The organism is Halomonas saccharevitans (assembly GCF_032333995.1).
GTDB lineage: Bacteria > Pseudomonadota > Gammaproteobacteria > Pseudomonadales > Halomonadaceae > Halomonas > Halomonas saccharevitans.
This window is the reverse complement of sequence record NZ_JAVXUR010000005.1, coordinates 77,790-95,738: the sequence shown is the minus strand read 5'-3', so window position 1 is coordinate 95,738 and position 17,949 is coordinate 77,790. Positions and strand designations below refer to the sequence as shown.

At 66.9% G+C, this 17,949-nt stretch carries 22 protein-coding genes; 6 read left to right on the top strand and 16 right to left on the bottom strand.

Annotated elements, in window-relative coordinates; genetic code table 11:
• Nucleotides 1-33: 33 nt before the first annotated feature.
• The 4 genes from RSO68_RS13040 to RSO68_RS13025 are packed head-to-tail and all read left to right on the top strand — an operon-like array spanning nucleotide 34 to nucleotide 3,351.
• On the top strand, nucleotides 34-1,785 hold the full coding sequence (locus tag RSO68_RS13040) for a penicillin-binding protein activator (RefSeq protein WP_315586882.1): 1,752 nt from the start codon (nucleotides 34-36) through the stop codon (nucleotides 1,783-1,785).
• Nucleotides 1,769-2,137 carry a YraN family protein gene (locus RSO68_RS13035; RefSeq protein ID WP_315586881.1) on the top strand — a complete coding sequence of 123 codons (369 nt, stop codon included), beginning with the start codon at nucleotides 1,769-1,771 and terminating at the stop codon, nucleotides 2,135-2,137. Before RSO68_RS13040 ends, RSO68_RS13035 begins: the two co-directional genes overlap by 17 nt.
• A 37-nt stretch (nucleotides 2,138-2,174) precedes the next feature.
• Nucleotides 2,175-2,768 (top strand): phosphoheptose isomerase, encoded by a 594-nt coding sequence (locus RSO68_RS13030; RefSeq protein WP_315586880.1) that lies wholly within the window; start codon nucleotides 2,175-2,177, stop codon nucleotides 2,766-2,768.
• Nucleotides 2,769-2,772: 4 nt separating this feature from the next.
• On the top strand, nucleotides 2,773-3,351 hold the full coding sequence (locus RSO68_RS13025) for a BON domain-containing protein (protein WP_315586879.1): 579 nt from the start codon (nucleotides 2,773-2,775) through the stop codon (nucleotides 3,349-3,351).
• A gap of 135 nt (nucleotides 3,352-3,486) precedes the next feature.
• Here the strand turns inward: RSO68_RS13025 and RSO68_RS13020 are convergent, their stop codons facing one another.
• The 8 genes from RSO68_RS13020 to zapE form a co-directional block, all read right to left on the bottom strand.
• The gene (locus RSO68_RS13020) at nucleotides 3,487-3,951 is read right to left on the bottom strand and encodes a ClpXP protease specificity-enhancing factor (RefSeq protein ID WP_089846094.1); all 465 of its coding nucleotides are present in this window, start codon (nucleotides 3,949-3,951) and stop codon (nucleotides 3,487-3,489) included.
• A 52-nt stretch (nucleotides 3,952-4,003) separates the two neighbouring features.
• Complete coding sequence (sspA, locus tag RSO68_RS13015; protein ID WP_089846092.1) at nucleotides 4,004-4,630, bottom strand: stringent starvation protein SspA; 627 nt, start codon at nucleotides 4,628-4,630, stop codon at nucleotides 4,004-4,006.
• Between the two features lie 145 nt (nucleotides 4,631-4,775).
• A complete protein-coding gene (locus tag RSO68_RS13010; protein ID WP_315586878.1) occupies nucleotides 4,776-5,546 on the bottom strand; it encodes a cytochrome c1 in 771 nt (256 codons plus the stop codon).
• Nucleotides 5,546-6,805 (bottom strand): cytochrome b, encoded by a 1,260-nt coding sequence (locus RSO68_RS13005; protein WP_315586877.1) that lies wholly within the window; start codon nucleotides 6,803-6,805, stop codon nucleotides 5,546-5,548. Before RSO68_RS13005 ends, RSO68_RS13010 begins: the two co-directional genes overlap by 1 nt.
• Nucleotides 6,805-7,398 (bottom strand): ubiquinol-cytochrome c reductase iron-sulfur subunit, encoded by a 594-nt coding sequence (gene petA, locus RSO68_RS13000; RefSeq protein WP_089846087.1) that lies wholly within the window; start codon nucleotides 7,396-7,398, stop codon nucleotides 6,805-6,807. Before petA ends, RSO68_RS13005 begins: the two co-directional genes overlap by 1 nt.
• Nucleotides 7,399-7,616: 218 nt before the next feature.
• Nucleotides 7,617-8,006 (bottom strand): 30S ribosomal protein S9, encoded by a 390-nt coding sequence (gene rpsI / locus RSO68_RS12995; protein ID WP_089846085.1) that lies wholly within the window; start codon nucleotides 8,004-8,006, stop codon nucleotides 7,617-7,619.
• 13 nt (nucleotides 8,007-8,019) lie between these two features.
• Nucleotides 8,020-8,448, bottom strand: coding sequence for a 50S ribosomal protein L13 (gene rplM, locus RSO68_RS12990; RefSeq protein ID WP_071941796.1), 429 nt, complete (start codon nucleotides 8,446-8,448; stop codon nucleotides 8,020-8,022).
• A 166-nt stretch (nucleotides 8,449-8,614) separates the two neighbouring features.
• Nucleotides 8,615-9,790 carry a cell division protein ZapE gene (gene zapE / locus RSO68_RS12985; RefSeq protein WP_315586876.1) on the bottom strand — a complete coding sequence of 392 codons (1,176 nt, stop codon included), beginning with the start codon at nucleotides 9,788-9,790 and terminating at the stop codon, nucleotides 8,615-8,617.
• 195 nt (nucleotides 9,791-9,985) lie between these two features.
• Here zapE and RSO68_RS12980 point away from each other — a divergent pair, with 195 nt between their 5' ends.
• Complete coding sequence (locus RSO68_RS12980) at nucleotides 9,986-10,432, top strand: YhcB family protein (protein ID WP_315586875.1); 447 nt, start codon at nucleotides 9,986-9,988, stop codon at nucleotides 10,430-10,432.
• Nucleotides 10,433-10,512: 80 nt separating this feature from the next.
• On the opposite strand, the gene RSO68_RS12975 is transcribed toward RSO68_RS12980, so the two are convergent.
• Nucleotides 10,513-11,274 (bottom strand): Nif3-like dinuclear metal center hexameric protein, encoded by a 762-nt coding sequence (locus RSO68_RS12975; RefSeq protein ID WP_315586874.1) that lies wholly within the window; start codon nucleotides 11,272-11,274, stop codon nucleotides 10,513-10,515.
• A gap of 103 nt (nucleotides 11,275-11,377) precedes the next feature.
• Here RSO68_RS12975 and RSO68_RS12970 point away from each other — a divergent pair, with 103 nt between their 5' ends.
• The gene (locus tag RSO68_RS12970) at nucleotides 11,378-12,601 is read left to right on the top strand and encodes a S1C family serine protease (protein WP_315586873.1); all 1,224 of its coding nucleotides are present in this window, start codon (nucleotides 11,378-11,380) and stop codon (nucleotides 12,599-12,601) included.
• 115 nt (nucleotides 12,602-12,716) lie between these two features.
• Here the strand turns inward: RSO68_RS12970 and hisD are convergent, their stop codons facing one another.
• From hisD to mlaD, 7 genes are all read right to left on the bottom strand, one after another.
• Complete coding sequence (hisD, locus tag RSO68_RS12965; protein WP_315586872.1) at nucleotides 12,717-14,039, bottom strand: histidinol dehydrogenase; 1,323 nt, start codon at nucleotides 14,037-14,039, stop codon at nucleotides 12,717-12,719.
• Nucleotides 14,040-14,133: 94 nt separating this feature from the next.
• On the bottom strand, nucleotides 14,134-14,796 hold the full coding sequence (gene hisG, locus RSO68_RS12960; RefSeq protein ID WP_315586871.1) for an ATP phosphoribosyltransferase: 663 nt from the start codon (nucleotides 14,794-14,796) through the stop codon (nucleotides 14,134-14,136).
• 20 nt (nucleotides 14,797-14,816) lie between these two features.
• The gene (gene murA, locus RSO68_RS12955; RefSeq protein WP_089846069.1) at nucleotides 14,817-16,079 is read right to left on the bottom strand and encodes a UDP-N-acetylglucosamine 1-carboxyvinyltransferase; all 1,263 of its coding nucleotides are present in this window, start codon (nucleotides 16,077-16,079) and stop codon (nucleotides 14,817-14,819) included.
• Between the two features lie 12 nt (nucleotides 16,080-16,091).
• Nucleotides 16,092-16,346 (bottom strand): BolA family protein, encoded by a 255-nt coding sequence (locus tag RSO68_RS12950; protein ID WP_390882407.1) that lies wholly within the window; start codon nucleotides 16,344-16,346, stop codon nucleotides 16,092-16,094.
• 150 nt (nucleotides 16,347-16,496) lie between these two features.
• The gene (locus RSO68_RS12945; RefSeq protein WP_315586869.1) at nucleotides 16,497-16,835 is read right to left on the bottom strand and encodes an STAS domain-containing protein; all 339 of its coding nucleotides are present in this window, start codon (nucleotides 16,833-16,835) and stop codon (nucleotides 16,497-16,499) included.
• A complete protein-coding gene (locus RSO68_RS12940) occupies nucleotides 16,832-17,473 on the bottom strand; it encodes an MlaC/ttg2D family ABC transporter substrate-binding protein (RefSeq protein ID WP_390882406.1) in 642 nt (213 codons plus the stop codon). Before RSO68_RS12940 ends, RSO68_RS12945 begins: the two co-directional genes overlap by 4 nt.
• A gap of 4 nt (nucleotides 17,474-17,477) precedes the next feature.
• Nucleotides 17,478-17,942 (bottom strand): outer membrane lipid asymmetry maintenance protein MlaD, encoded by a 465-nt coding sequence (mlaD, locus tag RSO68_RS12935; protein WP_315586868.1) that lies wholly within the window; start codon nucleotides 17,940-17,942, stop codon nucleotides 17,478-17,480.
• Between the last annotated feature and the right edge of the window lie 7 nt (nucleotides 17,943-17,949).

The following is a 17,949-nucleotide window of genomic DNA, read 5'->3' as shown; positions in this document are numbered from 1 at the left end:
ATGTTCTGGATCATGGAAACAAGGGAAGGAATCATGAAGATCTCGTTACGCGGCCCGCTGGCCGTTGCGCTGACCGCGCTGCTCCTCGCGGGCTGCAGTTTCCAGCCGGGCATCATCGAGCGACAGCCCGACGTCGATCCCGAGCGCCTGCTCGAGCAGGCCGCACAGCAGACCCCCGAGCAGGCAGCCGCGTCGCGCCTGGAAGCGGCCGATATCCTAGCACGCCGGGGCAATCGCACCCAGGCGCTGGAAGTCGCCAAGCAGATCGACGACAGCCGCCTGAAACGCCAGGCCCGTGTGCGCTGGGCCCTGCTGCTCTCCGAGCTGGGCGAGACCGAAGGCGACCCCTGGGCGGTCATCCAGGCCGGGCAGCTTCTCGATGAGATCGAGCTGCCCCACGAAGCCTCGCTGACCCTGCGCGAACGCCTCGGCCTGGCGCTTGGCGAGGCAGACGAACCCCTCGCCGCCGCCCGGGCGCTGCTCCGGGTCCAGGCCGAGACCGAGCGCGAAAACCTCAACGATCCGATCTGGGCACAGCTCTCCCGGCTGGATCGTCGCGAGCTCGGCGCGCTGCGCGACGACGGCGACGACCTGACTGACGGCTGGATCGCCCTAACCGAGCTAGTGCGCTCCACCGGCAGCGACATACAGCGTCTGTTCGCGCGCCTGGACGACTGGCGCGAGCGCTACCGCGGCCATCCGGCGGCGCGGCGCCTGCCCGCCGAGATCACCGCCTTGAGCGAGCTGCGCGGGCAGCGAGTGGATCATATCGCCGTGCTGCTGCCGGAGTCCGGCCCCCTTTCGAGCATTGCCGAGGCGACCCGCCAGGGCATCCGCACCCACCATCTGGCGGGCGTCGACAGCGGCGCCCAGCTTAGCTTCATCGACAGCAGCAGCGGCAACATGGAAGCCTTGTATCAGGAGGCTTCCGCCCTCGGTGCCCAGGTGGTGATCGGCCCGCTGGACAAGGACGTCGTCAGCCGACTCGAGCAGCGCGAGCGGGTATCGATGCCGACCCTCGCGCTCAACTATGGTCGCAGCGAGCGCAACAGGGCCAAGGGACTCTTCCAGTATGGCCTGTCCGCCGAGGACGAGGCGCGCCAGGCCGCGCAGCGCGCCTACGGCGACGGCCATCGCCTGGCCTCGCTGCTGGTCCCGAATAACGGCTGGGGACGCCGCGTGGGCGATGCCTTCACGGACAGCTGGCAAGACCTGGGCGGCGACATCGCCAACGCCGTCCACTACAGCCCGCAGGCGCCGGCTACCGAAAGCGCCAAACGAGCGGCCACGAACCCCAAACCCGATATGCTGTTCCTGCTGGCACTGCCGGACTACGCCCGCCAGGTGCCACCCAACCTGGACTACGCCTACAGCGGCGACCTGCCGATCTACGCCACCTCGCACCTCTTCGAAGGCCGACGCCAGCCACGCCTGGACGCCGACCTGAACGACGTGATGTTCGCCGACATCCCCTGGCAGATTCCCGATGCAGCGGTGGGCGGCGTGGAGGCCCTGCCCTTCCTCGCCAGCTACCGCGAGCTGCGCGACGAGTCCGATTCGACGATGTTTCGCCTGATGGCCATGGGCGTGGATGCCTATGAGCTGGCCCTGCGCATGCCACAGCTGCAGGCGATCGGCGGCACCGAACTGTTCGGCGCCACGGGGACCCTGAGCGCGCAAGCCGACGGCCGCATCCAGCGCCGCCTGCCCTGGGCCCGCTTCGTTGACGGCGTGCCCCAACCCGTGCTGAGCCCTGGCGTGCTAGGCGATGACCGGACCCCGTGACGCCCGCGCCCGCGGCGGCGCCATCGAGCGACTCGCCGCCCGCTGGCTTGTCGACCGCGGGCTAGCTCTCGAGGCCAGCAACCAACATGCCAAGGGCGGCGAGATCGACCTGGTGATGCGCGACGGCGAAGTGCTGGTATTCGTCGAGGTTCGCCACCGCGCCGACAGCCGTCACGGCCACCCGCTCGAGACCATCACCCCCACCAAGCAGCGCCGCCTGATCAAGGCGGCGCGTTTTTATCTCCAGCGCAACCGGCTATCATGTGCCTGCCGCTTCGACGTGCTGGCCGTGACCGGCACGCCGCCCGACCTCGAGATCGACTGGGTCGCGAACGCCTTCGAAGCCCCCTGACCGGTCAAGCCACTTTGCCAAAGGACCCGGAACCCGCATGGATTTCCAGCAGCGCATACTCGGCCACTTCAACGCCAGCATCGACACCAAGACCTACGCCAGCGAAGTGCTCCCCCCCTTCATCGAGGTCGCCAGCCAGATGATGGTCCAGTGCCTGGTCAACGAGGGCAAGATCCTGGCCTGCGGCAACGGCGGCAGCGCCGGCGACAGCCAGCACTTCTCCTCTGAGCTGCTCAATCGCTTCGAACGCGAGCGCCCCAGCCTGCCGGCCCTGGCCCTGACCACCGACACCTCGACGCTGACCTCCATCGCCAACGACTACAGCTACAACGAGATCTTCTCCAAGCAGATTCGCGCCCTGGGCCAGCCCGGCGATGTCCTGCTGGCGATCTCCACCAGCGGCAACTCCGCCAACGTCATCCAGGCCATCCAGGCTGCTCATGACCGCGACATGACGGTGATCGCCCTGACCGGCCGCGATGGCGGCGACATGGCCTCGCTGCTGGGCCAGGACGATTGCGAGATCCGCGTACCGGCGACCTCTACGGCGCGCATCCAGGAGGTCCACCTGCTGGCCATCCACTGCCTCTGCGATCTTATCGACGAGCAACTCTTCGGCACGAGCGAGTAACCCCATGACCAAGACCTCCCTGCTGACGCCCCTGCTGCTCAGCCTGGCCCTCGGGCTTGCCGGCTGCACCACCGTGACCGGCGTCACCAATTCCGGCACCATCGACGAGAACTACGGTGAGCGCACCTTCGGTACGCAGGTCGAAGATCAGAGCATAGAGACCAAGGTCGCCCACAACCTCGGCCGCACCGATGCCCGACTGAGTGATGCCCGCATCAACGTCGACAGCTTCAACGGCGTGGTGCTGCTGACCGGCCAGGTGCCCAGCGACGAGCTAAAAGCCAAGGCCGAACGCGTCGCCGGCGCGGTACGCAACGTGCGCGAGGTGCACAACGAGCTCGCCATCGCCGCCAATCTGCCGGCCAGCCAGCGCCTCGCCGACACCTGGCTGCGCACCCGTATCAACTCTCATCTGGTCGCCAACCAGGAGATCGACTCGGGACGCCTCCAGGTGATCACCGAGAACGACAGCGTCTACCTGATGGGCATCGTCACCCGCAGCGAGGCCGAGCGCATCGTGCGCTCCGTCGCGGGCCTGGGCGGCATGCAGCGCATCGTCAAGGTCTTCGACTACCTCGACTGAACGCCCCGAATGACTAGGCGTGAAACGCAAGACGGCAGGCCCATGGCCTGCCGTCTTGCGTTGTGTCTCAGTTCTGGCTCTCGCTGGACGCTCTGCCCGCGCCGACGGATCGTCCGCCGCGTACGGACGAACGGCCTACTTGACGACGCGCAGGGAGGGGCGCCCCTTGCGCGGCCGCGACGCTTCGTCGCTGGCCGATTCGTCACCGACCTCGTCACCAGACTCGACCGAGCTTTCCACCTCACTGAGGGGAGGCGCGTCTTCCGCCTCGTCGGCCTCGACCGGCATCACCGGCTCGTGACCGAACACCATGCCGACGCCATTCTCGCGGGCGTAGATGGCGATCAGCGCCTCCATGGGCACCATGATTTGCATGGGCTGTCCACCGAAGCGAGCTGAGAAGCTCACCGCCGCGTTCTCCATGGCGAAGTCACGAATGGCGCTCGGCGCGAGGTTCAGCACGATCTGACCGTTCTGAACGAACTGGCGCGGCACCTCGACGCCCGCCTGCTCGGCGTCGACGACGATATAGGGCGTCAGCTCGTTGTCCAACAGCCACTGGTACAGCGCTCTGGCCATATAGGGACGGCTCGAGTGCATAGTTAGCCCTCCTGGGGTAGACCCCCGGGCATGCCGGGGGATGCAGAGTAGATCAGGCGCGCATCTCGCGCTCGTTCTCACTGAGAGACGCCTTGAAGCCATCGCGGTCGAAGACCCGCTCCATATAGCCGAGCAGCGGCTTGACCTGCTTCTCTGGCAGCTCGATGCCGAGCGCCGGGAGGCGCCAGAGGATCGGCGCCAGACAGCAGTCCACCAGCGTGAACTCGTCGCTCATGAAGAAGGGCATGTCCTCGAAGATCGGTGAGATGCCGACGAGGCTCTCGCGCAGCTCCTTGCGGGCCTTCTCCACGTCCTTCTTGGCACCGTTCTGAATCTGCTCGACCAGCGGGCACCATTCGCGCTCGATACGATGCATCCACAGCCGGCTCTTGGCACGGGCCACGGGATAGACCGGCAACAGCGGCGGATGCGGGAAGCGCTCGTCCAGGTACTCCATCATCACCTTGGACTCGTAGAGCACCAGGTCGCGGTCGAGCAGCGTGGGCACGCTGTTGTAGGGATTGAGGTCGGCAAGCTCCTCGGGACGCTGCTCGTCGCTCACCTCGACGATGTCCACGGCGACACCCTTTTCGGCGAGCACGATGCGCACACGATGGCTGAAATGATCATCTCCTCCGGAATAGAAGATCATCGACGACCGCTTGGCCACTACACCCATGAAACAATCCTCGCATCAGTTCGTGCCGGGATGATAACACGATCACCCCCATCTTGAGGCCGATCGTGCTGCCCGGTATCGGGCAAAAAGCATCGGGGCGCACGGCCTGTGACCGTGCGCCCCGAGGTTCACTGTCGCTGGCGGATCAGTGAATGTCGCGCCAGTACTCACGCTTGAGCAGGTAGCCGATGACACCGAAGATGAAGATGAAGATCAGCACCTTGGGCCCCAGTGACTGAGCCTGCAGCTTGGAAGGCTCGCCGGCATAGGCCATGAAGTTGGTGAGGTCGTAGATCGCCTCTTCGAACTCCTCGGGCTCCATCTGGCCGGGCTTGGTCACCTGCAGCGTCTCGCAGGACTGGTACTTGCCGGTCAGCGGATCGAGCTCGGCCCCAGGGACCGGCTTGTCGCTAGCGGCGCAGACCTTCTCCTGCACCCCCTGCAGCGGCTCCAGGACGTTGGGCATGGCCACCAGCGGGAAGACCGCGTTGTTGACCCCGGTGGGACGTTCCGGATCCTTGTAGAAGCTCAGCAGGTAGGTATAGATCCAATCCGTGCCGCGCAGACGCGCCTCGAGGGTCAGGTCCGGCGGCGGCGCCCCGAACCAGCCCTCGGCATCGCCGCTATCCATGGCGATGTGCATCTGATCATTGAACCTCAGGGCATCCGAGAAGATCAGGTTGTCCTCGACCAGCCCCTGGGGCATGTCCAGATCCTCAGCCGCCCGCGAGAAGCGCTGGTGCTCCATGGAGTGGCAGCCCATGCAGTAGTTCACGAAGAGCTTCATGCCGTTCTGCAGCGAGGCCTTGTCCTCGAGGTCCGGGTTCATCTCCTCCAGGTGGACGCCTCCGCCTCCGGCGGCGAACCCGACCATCGGCACCAGCGCGAAGAGCAGTGCGAACAGTTGCTTTTTCATTAGCCAGTCACCCTTTCCGGAACGGGTTTGGTCTTCTCCAGCCGGGTGTAGATCGGCATCAGCAGGAAGAAGGCGAAGTAGAGCGCGGTGCACAGCTGGGCGACCAGGGTCCGGGTCTCGGTGGTCGGCAGCACGCCGAGCACGCCGAGGATCACGAAGCTGATGGCGAACAGCAGCAGCATCACCTTGGAGATCCACCCCTTGTAACGCATGGAGCGCACCGGGCTCTTGTCCAGCCAGGGAAGCACGAACAGGATGGCGATCGCCCCCCCCATCACGATGACCCCCAGGAACTTGGCGTCGAGACCGAACAGGCTGAAGGTGATCGCCCGCAGCATCGCGTAGAAGGGCGTGAAGTACCACACCGGCGCGATATGGTCCGGCGTCTTCAGCGGGTTGGCCGGCTCGAAGTTCGGTTTCTCGATGAAGTAGCCGCCGCCTTCCGGGAAGTAGAAGATCACCACCGCGAAGACGAACAGGAACACCGCCACGCCGACGATATCCTTCACCGTGTAGTACGGATGGAAGGGAATGCCGTCAAGCGGCTTGCTGGTCTCGTCCTTCTTCTTCTTGATGTCGATACCGTCGGGGTTGTTGGAGCCGACCTCGTGCAGGGCGATGATGTGCAGCACCACCAGCGCCAGAATCACGATGGGCAGCGCCACCACGTGCAGGGCGAAGAAACGGTTCAGGGTGATGCCGGAGATCAGGAAGTCACCGCGCACCCACTGCGCCAGGTCCGGGCCGATGGCCGGAATGGCAGAGAACAGCGAGATGATGACCTGGGCACCCCAGTAGGACATCTGACCCCAGGGCAGCAGGTAGCCCATGAAGGCCTCGGCCATGAGCGCCAGGTAGATGGTCATGCCGAAGATCCACACCAGCTCACGGGGCGCCTTGTAGGAACCATAGAGCAGGCCGCGGAACATGTGCAGATAGACCACGACGAAGAAGGCCGAGGCGCCGGTGGAGTGCATGTAGCGGATCAGCCAGCCCCATTCCACGTCGCGCATGATGTACTCGACCGAGGCGAAGGCGCCCTCGGCGGAGGGGTTGTAGCTCATGGTCAGCCAGACCCCGGTCAGGATCTGGTTGACCAGCACCAGCAGGGCCAGCGAACCGAAGAAGTACCAGAAGTTGAAGTTCTTCGGCGCGTAGTACTTGGCCAGGTGTTCTTCCCACATCTGAGTGGCGGGGAAGCGGTCGTCGACCCAGCGCATGAAGCCGCGCTCCGCCTTGGCCTTGTTAGGATTACCCATCAGGCAGACTCCTCATCTTCGCCGACAGTGATCAATACATCGCTGTCGAAGCGGTAAGGTGGCACTTCGAGGTTGGTCGGCGCCGGCACGTTGGCGAAGACGCGACCTGCCAGGTCGAAGCGTGAGCCGTGGCAGGGACAGAAGAAGCCGCCGGGCCAGTCTCCGACGTCGACGCTGCCAGGCTCCGGCCGGAACACCGGCGAGCAGCCCAGATGGGTGCAGATGCCGATCAGCACGCCGATCTCAGGCTTGATGGAGCGCAGCGTTCCCTCCACGTAGGCCGGCTGCTGCGGCACACTGGAGTCCGGATCCGCCAGCTCCGAGGGATCGATTGCCTCGGTTCGCTCGATCATCTCCGACGAGCGATTGAGGATCCACACCGGCTTGCCACGCCATTCGACCGTCATGCGCTGCCCGGGTTCGAGCTTCGACACGTCTGCCTGCACGGGCGCACCCGCGGCTCTCGCCCTGGCGCTCGGCTGCCAGGAAGCTACAAAGGGGACCGCAACCCCGACGGCACCCACCGCACCCACGACGGTGGTGGCACCTACGAGGAAACGGCGCCGACCCTTGTTTACGCCGTTATCTGCCATTTTCAGATTTCTCCCATCGACTTACCCGCTGTTCCATCACGGGCAGTGAATCCCCCGCGACCACGGATATCAAATGCGCACTATCTTAAAAAATCGCGTCGCCCCGCACAAGGAAAGGTTCCCTGCCCTCGGAGCAAACCGGCGACAAATTCTTGATCCGAAACAAGAAACGCCCAGGTCGCAGGACCTGGGCGTATTCGAGCGGCAATACGTGCGTATCAGCGCTTGGAGAACTGCGGGCGACGGCGCGCCTTGCGCAGGCCGATCTTCTTACGCTCGACCTTACGGGCGTCACGCGTGACGTACCCGGCTTCGCGCAGCTGACCGCGGAAGTCCTCGTTGTACTCCATCAGGGCACGGGTGATGCCGTGACGAATGGCGCCGGCCTGGGCGCTGCCGCCGCCGCCCTTGACGGTGACGTAGACGTCGAACTGGCCGAGGGTCTCGGTCAACTCGAGGGGCTGACGAACCACCATGCGGCCGGTGACGCGACCGAAGTACTGGTCCAGCTCACGGCTGTTGACGGTGATCTTGCCGGTGCCCGGCTTCAGAAAGACGCGCGCGGTAGAGGTCTTGCGGCGCCCGGTACCGTAATACTGCTGTGTCATGGCGAAGACTCCCTCAGATGTTCAGTTCTTGCGGCTGCTGGGCAGCGTGCGGATGCTCGGTGCCGGCGTAGACCTTGAGCTTCGAGTACATGGCACGACCCAGGGGACCCTTCGGCAGCATTCCCTTGACGGCGGACTCGATGACACGCTCCGGTGCGTGGGCGATCATCTTCTCGAAATTCATGGAGCGCAGACCGCCCGGATAACCGGTGTGGCGGTAGTAGGTCTTGGCGTTGACCTTGTTGCCGGTGACCTTCACCTTCTCGGCATTGATCACGACGATGTAGTCGCCGGTATCGACATGCGGGGTGAATTCCGGCTTGTGCTTGCCACGCAGGCGGCGAGCGATCTCGGTGGCCAGACGACCGAGTGTCTTGTCCGCAGCGTCGACGACGAACCAGTCGCGCTGGACGGACTGCGGCTTGGCAGTGAACGTCTTCATGGGTGAATCACCATTAGGATGTATTGGGTTCTGTTGCCGGATGGCCGGCATCGAACCGTCCCTATTCTTCTTGGTTGCCCGTCCCGAGGGACGACGCAACGGTCGAGCGAGCGCGCATTCTACACGACCCGCGCCCCAGAGGGGAAGGGGCGTCAGGGCTTGCGGGTCAAGGCTTGTGGGGCAGCGCCAGGTAATCGTGGGACTGCATCTCCTGCAGGCGTGAGAGCGTGCGCTGGAACTCGAACTCCAGGCGCCCGTCGCGATAGAGCTCCTCGGCCGGCACCTCGGCAGACATCAGCAGCTTGACGCCGCGGTCGTAGAACTCGTCGACCATGTTGATGAAGCGCCGCGTGCGATCATCGGTGGCCCCGCTCATGCGGGTGACATTGGAGACCAGCACGCTGTGGAATTCCCGCGCCAGTTCGATGTAGTCGTTCTGGCTGCGCGGCCCGTCGCATAGCTCGCTGAACTCGAACCACACCACGTCGTCGTGTAGCCGGCGGGTATGCAGCACGCGGTGATTGATCTCGATGGGCGCGCCCTCCTCGCCCTCGTGGCCGGCGATCTCGCGAAAGCTGCGGGCGAGCTCCGTCTCGGCCTCGGCATCGAGCGGGGCGTGGAAGATCTCGGCGCGCTCCAGCACGCGCAGCCGGTAATCGACGCCCGAGTCGACGTTGACCACCTCGCAGTGACGCTCGAGCAGGTCGATGGCCGGCAGGAAGCGCGCCCGCTGCAGACCATCCCTATAGAGCTCCCCGGGGACGATGTTGGAGGTCGCCACCAGCACCACGCCTTGTTCGAAGAGCGATTCGAGCAGGTTGGCCAGGATCATCGCATCGGTGATGTCCTTGACGAAGAACTCGTCGAAGCAGATCACCCGGACCTCGGCGGCGAACTTGGCGGCGATCAGCGCGAGCGGATTCTTCTCGCCCTTGTAGTGCTCGAGCTCGTTGTGCACCCGCTGCATGAAGCGGTGAAAATGAGTGCGCATCTTCTCGGGAAAGGGCAGCGTCTCGAAGAAGGTGTCCATCAGGTAGGTCTTGCCGCGCCCCACGCCGCCCCAGAAGTAGAGCCCGTTGACGGCAGGCAGCGCCGGCTCGGCGGGCGCGTCGCTCCTGCCCCGCCCGAACAGCCCCGCCACCCGTGAGGCAAGCCCACCGCCGCGCTTGGGTGGCGCCACCCGCGAGGGCGGGGTGGCCACCAGGTCGTCGTAGAGGCGCTGCAGGTGCGCCACCGCCTGCTCCTGGGCGGCATCGTGCTGAAAATCACGGCGCTTTAGATCGGCACGGTAGCGAGTCATCGGCGACTCGCGGTGGGCCTTGGGGGGGTGCGGCTCGCTCATGGGATTTCCTGATGGCCTGTCCTCGGGCATGGGGATGAGCATTATACGCATCCCGTCGGTCGTTAGCATGCGCACTCGCCCGCATTGACCCGGCACACGGGCTCGCCCCTATAATGGAATCCCCGGCCAGAAGCGGCCTCACGACGGCCCCGGCGGCCCCCACGCCAGGGCCATTGCTCCAGGGAGACGTACAACGTGGATGAGACCAACATCAGCTGGGTACTGGCCGCCGCTTGCCTGCTGGCCGGCATCGGGATCGGGGCGCTGGGCTACCACCTGCTCAACGCCAGCGCCGGCAACACTCAACGGTTGCGCCAGCGCCTCGCCGAGCGTGAGCGGACACTTGCCGAACTCAAGGATGGCCTGGGCGACAGCCTGGAGCGTATCGGCCAGCTGGCCGAGGGCCTGCGCCGGGAGAGCCAGAGCCTCGAGCAGGAGGCCGCGTCGGCCAGCACCACCCTAGGCGCCCCCTCGCTGCGCCGCCAGGCCATGGACGCCGCCACCCCCGCGCCCGCCAAAGAGGAGGCCACCGAACCGGCCGTGCCTCGCGACTACGCCGACGGCAACCGCGGCACCCTCTCCGAGGACTTCGGCCTGAAGCAGGCCAACGACAGCGAGGCTCCGCAGCCGCCGCGCTACTGAGCCGACGCGCGCTCGTCGCGCACCTCGGCAACGGACGCCCGCCTACGCCCCGGCCCACTGCCGGGGCGTCGTCATTGCGATCAGGCCGGATTATCGATATCGACGAAGCGGTGCTCGACAGCGAACTCTGCGGCCAACCGCTCGCCCAGCGCCTGCACCCCATAGCGCTCGGTGGCATGGTGGCCCGCCGCCAAATAGTGAATACCCATCTCGCGGGCCAGGTGGGTGGTGCGCTCGGAGATCTCCCCGGAAATGAAAGCGTCGGCGCCGGCCTCGACGGCGGTCGCGATCATGTCCTGAGCGCCGCCGGTGCACCAGGCGACCCGCCGGATCTCGCCGCCACCCGGCGCCTCGATCAGCAGCGGCTCGCGCCCCAGGCAATCGCCCACCTTGCGTGCCAGGCCCAGGGCATCGAGTCCGGGCGACGGCTCGCCGAGCCATACCAGCCCTTCGCCGAGCGCGCCGTCGGCGCAGCCGGTGACGGTGAACCCCAGCCGTCGGCCGAGCTCGGCGTTATTGCCAAGCTCGCGGTGGGCGTCCAGCGGCAGGTGGTAGGCCAGCAGGTTGATGTCATGGGCCAGCAGCGTCGCCAGGCGTCGGCGCTTCATGCCGGTGATGGCGACCGGCTCGTTCTTCCAGAAGTAGCCGTGATGGACCAGCAGCAGATCCGCTTGCCAGGCAACGGCTTCGTCGAGCAGCGCCTGACAGGCCGTCACGCCACTCATCACCCGGACCACCCGGTCGCGGCCGGCCACCTGCAGGCCATTCAGGGTGTAGTCCTTGAAACGCTCGGGCTCGAGCAGGCGATCACAGGCGGCGACCAGGTCGTCTCGATTCGTCATTCGGCCTCCAGGCGCGGTCGGGTTGGCAATGTTACAATCCGCACAGTGTAACCAGCGGGCGGATGCCCCGCGACCCAGCATCGTCGACAAGGACCCCCGCCGCATGCGACGCACCCTGCTCCCCTACCTCTGGCCCGTGCTCATCGGCGTACTGGGGGCCATCGTGCTGCTCAACGCCTTCCCACAGCTGATCGGACGCCCCCCGCCTCCTGCGCCTGCCACAGCGCCCTATGAGGCCGCCCCGCGTGCGCCCGAAGAGCCGGCCGAATCCCGCGACGCCCCCGAGGTGCGCCAGGCCGAGCCGCTGACGAGGCAGCAGGGACCGGTGAGCTACGCCCAGGCGGTGGCAAGGGCCGCGCCCGCCGTCGTCAACGTCTACTCGTCCCGGGTGGTCGAGCGGGAGGAGCACCCGCTGATGTCCGACCCCTTCTTCCGACAGTTCTTCGGCGACGAGACGCCCCGTCGACAGCGCATGCTCTCGAGCCTCGGCTCCGGGGTGATCGTCAGCGAGGACGGCTACGTGCTGACCAACCACCACGTGATCCGCGGGGCTGACCAGATCCAGGTCGCGCTGCGCGACGGGCGCGAGACCCTCGCCGAGGTGATCGGCACCGACCCGGAGAGCGATCTCGCCGTGCTGCGCATCGAGCTCGACTCGCTGCCGGTGATCGAGCTGACCGACACCACCCAGATCGCCATCGGCGACGTGTCACTGGCCATCGGCAACCCCTTTGGGGTCGGCCAGACGGTCACCATGGGCATCATCAGCGCCACCGGCCGCAGCCATCTGGGCCTCAACGCCTACGAGGACTTCATCCAGACCGATGCCGCCATCAATCCCGGCAACTCCGGTGGCGCCCTGGTCAATGCCGAGGGCGCGCTGGTCGGCATCAACACCGCGATCTTCTCGCGCTCCGGCGGTTCCCAGGGTATCGGTTTCGCGATCCCCGCCAACCTGGCCCGCAGCATCCTCGAGGAGCTGGTCGTCAAGGGCCGCGTCATCCGCGGCTGGATGGGCATCGAGGCTCAGGAGCTCAATCGTGAGCTCGCCGCCTCCTTCGGGCTCAAGAACCCCATCGGCGTGGTGATCGCCGGCGTGGTGCCGGACGGCCCCGGCGACCGGGCCGGCCTGCAGCCCGGCGACGTGCTGCTGGAGGTGGACGGCGAGCCGGTGCTGGATCCCCGACAGACCATGAGCGACATCGCCGCGGTGGAGCCCGGCACCCGCCTGCCGCTGACGGTGGTGCGCGGCGGTGAGCGCCGCGAGGTGACCATCGAGCTGGGCGAGCGGCCGACGCCGAGGCTGCGCCGCCCCGAGCAGCGCTGAGGGCGACGCGCCCGTTCCGCCTGAGCCAGCGGCCCCAAAACGCCGAGGGCCCCGCCGAATGGCGGGGCCCTCTCTGCATGGTCGCATGGCCGGCGCCTCGGCGCCGCCCGGCCTTTCAAGGCTTGAGGCGATACTCCGCGGAGCGCGCGTGGGCGGTCAGCGATTCGCCCCGGGCCAGGGTCGAGGCGATCTTGCCAAGCTCGCCGGCCCCCTCGGCTGAGCAGTGGATGATCGAGGAGCGCTTCTGGAAGTCGTAGACTCCCAGCGGCGAGGAGAAGCGCGCCGTGCCCGAGGTCGGCAGCACGTGGTTGGGTCCGGCACAGTAGTCGCCCAGCGCCTCGGCGGTGTAGCGCCCCATGAAGATGGCGCCGGCGTGGCGCACATCACCAAGCCAGCCCTCCGGGTTAGCCACCGAGAGCTCGAGGTGCTCCGGGGCGATGCGATTGATCAGCGTTGCCGCCTCGTCGCGATCCCGGCAGCGGATCAGCACCCCGCGACGCGACAGCGACTCGCGCACGATCTCCGCCCGCTCCAGGGTCGGCAGCAGCCGGGAGATGGCGGCCTCCACCGCCGCCAGGTGCGCCTCGTCCCAGCTGACGAGGATCGCCTGGGCATCCTCGTCGTGCTCCGCCTGGGAGAAGAGATCCATGGCCAGCCAGTCGGGATCGGTGCCGCCGTCGGAGACCACCAGGATCTCCGAGGGGCCGGCGATCATGTCGATGCCCACCTGACCGAACACCGCCCGCTTGGCGGTGGCGACGTAGATGTTGCCCGGCCCGACGATCTTGTCGACCCGTGGCACCGTCTCGGTGCCGTAGGCCAGCGCCGCCACCGCCTGGGCCCCGCCGAGGGTGAAGACGTGATCGACGCCGGCCAGGTAGGCCGCCGCCAGCACCAGCTCGTTGAGCACCCCGTCGGGGGTCGGTACCACCATAACGATCTCGCGCACGCCGGCCACGTGGGCGGGAATGGCGTTCATCAGCACCGAGGAGGGATAGGCCGCCTTACCGCCCGGCACGTAGATGCCGGCGCGATCCAGCGGGGTGACCTGCTGGCCGAGCACGGTGCCGTCCGCCTCGGTGTACTGCCAGGAGGCCGGCTTTTGATGCTCGTGGTAGACCCGGATGCGCTCGGCGGCCGCCGCGAGCGCCTCGCGCTGCTGCGCCGGCAGGCCCTCGTAGGCCTCGCGCAGGCGCGGCTCGCAAAGCGTCAGCTCGGCCATGGAGGTCACGGCAAGGCGGTCGAAGCGATTGGAGTACTCGATCAGCGCCGCATCGCCCTGCGCCCTCACCGCGGCGAGGATCTCGTCGACGCGTTGCTGAATCGCGGCATCGGAGACGCCCTCCCAGGCCAGCAGGTGATCCAGGCGGGCATCGAAGTCGTCCTGCTCGGTCGACAGCCGGGCGATCTCGACGCCGGCGGTGGGGGATTCGCTCATGAGAAGGCTTCCTCTCGCATCAAGGTTCGTCGCATCGGGGTGATCGCAAGAAACGGGGCGCCCGCGGCGGTTCGCCGCGGGCCGGGCCGGCGGGCTACGACGCCGACAGCGGCGCGTCGTCGCGACGCGCCGCCACGGCCTCGTTGAGGCGGGCGAGCAGCGGCTTGAGCCGGGCGTGCTTCATGGTCATCGAGGCCTTGTTGACCACCAGCCGGGTACTGACCGGGGCGATCAGCTCGCGGGGCTCCATGCCGTTGGCGCGCAGGGTGTTGCCGGTATCGACGATATCGACGATCTCGTCGGCCAGGTTCATCAATGGCGCCAGCTCCATGGCGCCATAGAGTTTGATCACCTCGGCCTGGATGCCCTGCTCGGCGTAGTAGCGGCGCGCCACGTTGACGAACTTGGTGGCCACCCGGCGCCGCGCCCGAGCCGGCTCGGCGCCGGTGATGCCGGCGGTCATCAGCTTGCAACGGGCGATCTCCAGGTCGAGCGGTTCATAGAGCCCCTCGACGCCATGCTCGAGCAGCACGTCCTTGCCGGCCACCCCGAGATCCGCCGCGCCGAGCTGCACGTAGGTCGGCACGTCGGTGGCCCGGATCACCACCAGCTTGACGTCCGGCAGATTGGTGTCGAACAGCAGCTTGCGGCTCTTGCCCAGGTCCTCGGCCGGGGTGATCCCGGCATCGGCCAGCAGGGGCAGGGTCTCGTCGAGAATACGGCCCTTGGAGAGGGCCAGGATCAGTTGCTTGCTCATGGGTCTCGCCTGTTGTCGGCTCAGCCGGGAATGCGCCGGATGCGCGCGCCCAGCAGCTGCAGTTTTTCCTCGATGCACTCGTAGCCACGGTCGATGTGGTAGATGCGATCGACCAGGGTCTCGCCCTCGGCCATCATCGCCGCGATCACCAGCGAGGCCGAGGCTCGCAGGTCGGTGGCCATCACCGGTGCGCCGGAGAGCGTCTCCACGCCGGTGATCATCGCCGTGTTGCCCTCCAGGGCGATGTCGGCCCCCATGCGGTTGAGCTCCTGCACGTGCATGAAGCGGTTCTCGAAGATAGTCTCGACCACCCGGGAACTGCCCTCGGCGACGGCGTTCATGGCCACGAACTGCGCCTGCATGTCGGTGGGAAAGGCCGGATAGGGCGCCGTGCGCAGATTGACCGCCTTGGGCCGGCGCCCCTGCATGTCGAGCTCGATCCAGTCGTCCCCGTGGCGGATGGTAGCGCCGGCCTCCTCGAGCTTGGCCAGCACCGCATCGAGAATGTCGGCGCGGGTCCGGCGCACCTTGACCCGGCCCCGTGAGAGCGCTGCCGCCACCAGGAAGGTGCCGGTCTCGATGCGATCCGGCATCACGTCGTGATAGGCGCCGTGCAGGCGCTCGACGCCCTCGACGACGATGGTATCGGTGCCGTGGCCGCGAATGTTCGCACCCATCTTGATCAGGCACTCGGCCAGGTCGACTACCTCGGGCTCCTTGGCCGCGTTCTCAAGCACCGTGGTGCCCTCGGCCAGCGTTGCCGCCATCAGCAGGTTCTCGGTACCGGTCACGGTGACCGTATCGAAGAAGATGGTGGCGCCGTGCAGCCGGCCATCGACCCGGGCACGGATGTAGCCGCCCTCGACGCTGACCTCGGCCCCCATGGCCTCTAGGCCACGGAGGTGCAGGTCCACCGGACGCGAGCCGATGGCGCAGCCGCCGGGCAGCGAAACGTCCGCATGGCCGAAGTGGGCCAGCAGCGGCCCGAGCACCAGGATCGAGGCGCGCATCTTCTTGACCAGCTCGTAGGGGGCGTGACAGTCGGTCACCTGGGAGCCGTCGAGCTGGATGCACATCTTGTCACCCATCACCGGCTGCACGCCCATGTGGCCAAGCAGCTCCAGGGTGGTGGTGATGTCCTGCAGGTGCGGCAGGTTGCCGATGGTCACCGACTCGTCGGCCAGCAGGGTCGCGCAGAGGATCGGCAGGGCGGCGTTCTTGGCGCCGCTGGCCCAGACCTCGCCGTCGACGGGGCCGTTGCCGGTAATGATCAGCTTGTCCATGAAAGGTCGCCCTCAGGCCCCCTGCTGGTCGGTGGCCGCCTGCCACTGCTGTGGCGTGTAGGTCTTGATGCTCACCGCATGCAGGGCGCCGGAGGCGATCTCCTCGGTCAGGGCGCCATAGATCATCTGCTGACGCTTGACGGGCGAGAGCCCCTCGAAGACCTCGCCCACGGCGGCCACCTGAAAGTTGCAGCCTTCGCCCTGGATGTGAAACTCGCAGCCGTCGAGTCGGTTCTCGAGCAGCGCCTTGACGTCACTGGGTTGCATGGAACCGGCACTCCTGTGGTTCATCGATTCGTCGCGGAAACGCCCGCCGGGCCCGCCATGGCAGCCGGGGGCATTCCAACATGGCAGAACATGGTAAAGAAAAGCACCGCGCTTGGCGATGGGGAGGGGACAGGGAGGCGCGGGACGCCCTCAGGCGGCCTCGGCGGCACCCAGGGGCAGCAGGGTATCGAGCCCGGCCACCCGGGTCAGGCGCGCAAGCGGCGGGGAGAGACGCACGCACGCGACGTGCACACCCGCCTCACGGGCCCGGCGCGTCCACTCCAGCAGCACGCTCAGCGCGGCACTACTGACGCGGCCGACCCCGCTCAGGTCGAAGGTCACCTCGCTGCCCGCCGGCCGGGCCGCCAGCCAGTCACGGCCGGCCTCCGCCAGCGCCGAGGCCACGCCGAAGCCGACCTCCCCGGTCACCGCCAGGCGCCGATCGTCGGCCTCCAGGCGCGAGCCATGCCGCTCGAACAGCTCGCTCATGCGCTGCCGCCCTGCTCCAGCTCCTCGACGGCAAGATCGGGCGACCAGCCGTCGATCACCGCGTCATAATCGCGGTTGTTGTCGCGCATGGCCTGGTCGAACTGGTTGCGGAAGGTCAGACCGAGGTTGATGCCGTTGACGATCACGTTGACCACCTGCCACTGCCCGTCGTCCAGGCGCAGAGAGTAGCTGACCGGATAGACGCTGCCATCGCTTGCCACCACCTCCATAGCCACACTGGCCTGGTCATCAAAGCGCGAAGCCTGCTGGTTGTCGAGCACCCGAATCTCGCGATAATCGAAGGTCACCAGCCCCTTGGAGTAGGTGTCGATCAGCGTCTTGCGAAAGGTCTCGACGAAGCGCGAGCGCTGCTGGGGCGTGGCGTTGCCGAAGTAGCGGCCCATCACGCTGGCACCGATGTAGCGAAAGTCGGCCACGTCCTCGAGGCTGTCGTCGACGATGGCCTCGAGTTCATCGAGGTGGTCGGCGAAGTAGGACTCGCGCCCCTCGATGCGCGTCATCAGGTCGTCGATGCTGTCACGGATCATCCGCTCGGGCCCCTGGTCGGCCATCAGCGGCAGGGCCACCAACAGTAGGCAGAGCCCGGCAAACAGGGCGCGCAGGTTCATCGTCTTCATGTCGTTACTCCTTGACCATGCTGGTCACGAACTGCTGGATGAGCTCTTCCAGTACCAGGGCCGACTGGGTGTCGCGCAGGGTATCACCGTCACCGAGGGTCTCGGGGGCACCCCCCACCGATAGGCCGACGTACTGCTCGCCCAACAGGCCCGCGGTCAGGATGGCGGCGGTGCTGTCCTCGGGCAGCTGCCCCTCGAGCTCGCCGTCGAGCTCCATCACCACCCGCGCATCGTACCAGTCGGTGTCCAGCTCGATGGACTCGACCCGCCCCACGGTGACCCCGGCCATGGTGACCCGGGCGCGCGGCTTCAGGCCGCCGATGTTGGCGAAGTTGGCCTCGAGCTGGAAGGTCTCGCTGGGCACGCTCAGGCTGAGCCCGCTGACCCGCAGCCCCAGAAACACCAGGCCCAGGATACCGGCCAGCATGAACAGGCCGACCCCGAGCTCCATCGTCTTGCTGCGCTTCATCCGTTTG